Origin of the sequence: Streptomyces sp. NRRL WC-3549 (genome assembly GCF_000721935.1) — a bacterium.
Taxonomy (GTDB): domain Bacteria; phylum Actinomycetota; class Actinomycetes; order Streptomycetales; family Streptomycetaceae; genus Streptomyces.
The window spans coordinates 35,171-37,632 of sequence record NZ_KL585430.1; the positions used below are offsets into that span (position 1 = coordinate 35,171).

The 2,462-nt window shown below is 73.0% G+C and carries 4 protein-coding genes; 2 read left to right on the forward strand and 2 right to left on the reverse strand.

Annotated features, from left to right (window positions below):
- Positions 1-107 precede the first annotated feature (107 nt).
- Positions 108-350, reverse strand: a complete 243-nt coding sequence (locus IH13_RS0130270; protein ID WP_031089274.1) for a hypothetical protein — start codon at positions 348-350, stop codon at positions 108-110.
- Entirely contained in the window at positions 347-595 is a 249-nt protein-coding gene (locus tag IH13_RS0130275) for a hypothetical protein (RefSeq protein WP_031089275.1), read from the reverse strand. The genes IH13_RS0130270 and IH13_RS0130275 overlap by 4 nt, the downstream gene beginning before the upstream one ends.
- A gap of 282 nt (positions 596-877) precedes the next feature.
- On the opposite strand from IH13_RS0130275, the gene IH13_RS0130280 reads away from it, so the two are divergent.
- Together IH13_RS0130280 and IH13_RS0130285 are read left to right on the forward strand one after the other, a co-directional pair.
- Complete coding sequence (locus IH13_RS0130280) at positions 878-1,756, forward strand: alpha/beta fold hydrolase (RefSeq protein WP_051835977.1); 879 nt, start codon at positions 878-880, stop codon at positions 1,754-1,756.
- Between the two features lie 197 nt (positions 1,757-1,953).
- Positions 1,954-2,462 (forward strand): MOSC domain-containing protein (locus tag IH13_RS0130285; RefSeq protein WP_031089277.1); only part of this gene is annotated, 509 nt, incomplete at its 3' end.

Below are 2,462 nucleotides of genomic sequence, written 5' to 3' on the forward strand. Positions count from 1 at the left end.
GGCCTGCGGCTCCGGCCGGTCGGTTCCCCGGCTCGGGGCCTCTCCGCCTTGAACCCGTTCGGGGCGGTGCCCTTCCGTGTCGCCCGGCGCAGGGGGATGCCGGTGGCTCAGGGCAGGGGGACGAGCCGGACGACGGTGACCGTCAGCACGGTCCCGGAGACGTAGTAGAGGACGATGGACCCGGCCACGGTCGCCTCGCGCCGGTCGCGTTCGCGTTTCACCGCGGTCGAGGCGTGTCCGTACGGGTCCTGGCCCAGGGTGCGCGCCATCTCACGCCGGAACGAGTCGCCGTTCCGCATCTTGGCCAGGGTGTCGTCGGCGGGCGGTGCGAAGGAGATACGGAAGCTCAAGCCACGCTCCGCCTCTCGGCCTCGTCCTGGGCCAGTCTGTCCAGGATGCGTTCGGCCTCGGGATCGGGGACGGACTCCAGCATCCAGTGCCGCATGACCGCCTGGATCTCGTGCACCCCGGCCTCGTTGATCGCCTGGTCGAACTCCTCGCGTCTCTCCTCGGGGAGCGCGGCGCGGATCGCCGGGATGCTGTTGGGGACGTCGACCTCGGTCCCGCCGACGAAGGTCTTCAGAGACTCGCCCATGATCGCTCTCCCCGATCTCCTTGCCCTCTGCGCTGTGTACCCGTTCCGCGCGGGGTGTGCACCCCGAACGGGGCGGCGTGGAGGTCACGTTAGCCGGTGCGATGCCGGTGCGGGGCCTGTGGGTGCCCTGTTGGCCGGCCGGGCTGATGGGGCATCACTGGGCCGACCTCCGCCCCGTTGCGGGAGGTCGCGCGGCCCCGCCGCCGGGACCGATGACTTCCGCGACCGGCCGCAGTCTTCCGTTCCCGACACGATCCGTTGTGCGAACGGGAGTTGAGCATCATGCCCGCAACGAGTGAGAAGGCGTCCCCCGCGGACGGCACGGTCGTCTCCGAGGACGGGACCGAGATCGCGTTCGAGCGGTCCGGTACCGGACCGGCCGTGATCCTGGTGTCCTCGGCGCTGGCCGACAGATCCGACACCGCCAAGCTCGCCGCTCTGCTGGCCGGGCACTTCACGGTCATCAACTACGACCGTCGAGGCCGGGGGGCCAGCGGCGACGGAACGGAGTACGCGGTCGAGCGGGAGATCGACGACATCGCGGCACTGATCGGCCACGCCGGGGGACCGGCCTCGGTGTTCGGCAGCTCCTCCGGTGCCGTGCTCGCCCTGCGCGCCGCCGTGGCGGGGCTGGACATCCACCGACTGGCGCTCTACGAACCGCCGTTCGTGGTCGAGGGCGACGACTCCGGTCCGCCCGAGGGCTTCGCGCGGCGGATCGACGCGCTGATCGCCGAGGACCGGCGCGGCGACGCGGTGAAACTGTTCATGACCAAGGCCCAGGGGATGCCCGGGTTCGTCGTGGCGTCGATGAGGCTGCTGCCCGGCGTGTGGTCCGGCCTCAAGACCCTCGCGCCCACGCTGCCCTACGACATCGCCGTGATGGGCGACACCCAGCGGGGCGGGCCGCTGATCGCCGACGACTGGTCGGCCGCGAGAGCCCGGACGCTCGTACTGACCGGCGGGAGGAGCCCGGCGGGCATCCGGCGCGCCGCGCGGGCGCTCGCCCAGGTGCTGCCCGACGCGGAGCACCGCACGATCGGCGGCGTCAACCACGGCGCGGTGGTGATGGCACCCAGGAGACTCGCACCGGGCCTCATCGAGTTCTTCGAAGGGCGAAGTCCCGCGGGTGAAGTCCTGTGGGTGGAGCCCCGCGGGTGAAGTCCTGTGGGTGGAGCCCCGTGGGTGAAGTCCCGTCGGCCGGTGCCCGGGGCCGGTGGTTCTCCGGCACGTGGTCGACGGCGGTGTCGTCCGCGACGGAGCGGTCACCGACCCGGCGAACACCCCCCCGGGCCCGGGGCGGTTCCCCCGGTCCTGGCCACCGACTAGATTCGCTCCGACGCGAGGGAGGGGGCGGTATGGCGGCCCACGTAGCCGAGTTGACGTACTACCCGGTCAAGGGGTGCGCCGGAGTGGCGGCCCAGGAGGCGGCGGTCACCCCTGCCGGCCTGGCCCACGACCGCAGCTTCATGGTGGTCAGTGACGACGGCGTCTTCCGCACCCAGCGCCGCGACCCCCGGCTGGCCGTCATCCGCCCGGCCGTCGGCGAGGACGGCGCCCGCCTCACCCTCCACGCCCCGGACACGGACCCCCTGACCCTGACCGTGGACACCTCGGGCGCCCGCCGCCCGGTCGACCTGTTCGGGACCGCGTACCGGGGCATCGACCAGGGGGACGCGGCGGCGGAATGGCTCTCGGAGGTCCTCGGCGCCCGCAGCCGCCTGGTCCGGGTCCCACCGGAGCACGACCGGGTGACCGGCGGCCGCACCCCGGGCACCTCGGGGTACGCCGACAGCAGCGCCGTCCACGTCCTCTCCCGCTCGACCCTCGACCGCCTCGGCCGGAAGCTCGCCGAGAACGGCTCCCC

Bases quoted from the DNA above. Each gene is read 5' to 3' on its own strand.
- IH13_RS0130275 (WP_031089275.1), bottom strand. From the start codon at position 595: ATGGGCGAGTCTCTGAAGACCTTCGTCGGCGGGACCGAGGTCGACGTC.
- IH13_RS0130280 (WP_051835977.1), top strand. From the start codon at position 878: ATGCCCGCAACGAGTGAGAAGGCGTCCCCCGCGGACGGCACGGTCGTC.